Origin of the sequence: Oceanobacillus sp. HCA-5259, from assembly GCF_037892815.1 — a bacterium.
Taxonomy (GTDB): Bacteria; Bacillota; Bacilli; order Bacillales; family Amphibacillaceae; genus Oceanobacillus; species Oceanobacillus indicireducens.
The window spans coordinates 1-863 of record NZ_JBBKBV010000098.1; the positions used below are offsets into that span (position 1 = coordinate 1).

General features: G+C 33.0%; 1 protein-coding gene. It reads left to right on the forward strand.

The window, feature by feature from the left end; genetic code table 11:
• Positions 1 to 283 precede the first annotated feature (283 nt).
• Complete coding sequence (locus tag WKU33_RS18985; protein ID WP_238471197.1) at positions 284 to 847, forward strand: Uma2 family endonuclease; 564 nt, start codon at positions 284 to 286, stop codon at positions 845 to 847.
• Positions 848 to 863 lie beyond the last annotated feature (16 nt).

Here is an 863-nt window from a genome sequence, read left to right on the forward strand (position 1 = left end):
TTTATTGAACAAGTTTTATTAAACCATATTTTTTTAGGAAAAAGTTTAAATTTACAGAATCGTTACAAGGGATTAAGGTGGGGTTAATATTATTCATGGTGGGTTAATATTGGGATGTCACGAAAGGGGGAAATATCCATTTTCACAAAAATGCCAAAACGGATAAGAAAACAAAACAAACATATAGGTACCGAATTTAAATGTTAAAGTCATAAAGCCCATGTCTCCTCCACTTTCATTCGTCCGGGCAATCAAGTATAATGTAATAAAGGCGGTGTTTATATTGGGTTTATTAAATGAAAAACACAGTAGCTACAACGAATTCATAAATATGAGAAAAGAAACAAATGATGTTCTTGAATATGTTGATGGCGTTGTGTATATGTCTCCTTCGCCGAATATAAAACATCAACGAATTTCAACTTTTTTACAAGGTGAATTGTACAACGCACTCAAAGATAAAAAATGTGAAGTGTTTTCTGCACCTACCGATGTTCTATTTGACGCAGTTAATCATGACGATAAAAAGATAGTTGTTCCAGATCTATTTGTTACGTGCAATCCAGACAATCTAACAGAGAACGAACACATAGGAGCGCCTGATTTCATCATAGAAATTTTGAGCCCATCTAACATATCCCACGATATTGTCACGAAACTAAACCTTTATATGAAAAACAATGTAAAGGAATACTGGATTATCGATCCACTCCAGAGACATATATTGGTATACAACAGAGACAAAAACAATGAAATCAGATATGATGTTTTACATGTTGAGGAGAGTATAAGATCAAAAACAGTACCCTCTCTAGAGCTAAATTTATCGGATATTTTCCAACTTTGAGCAAAACGTTTAAAAT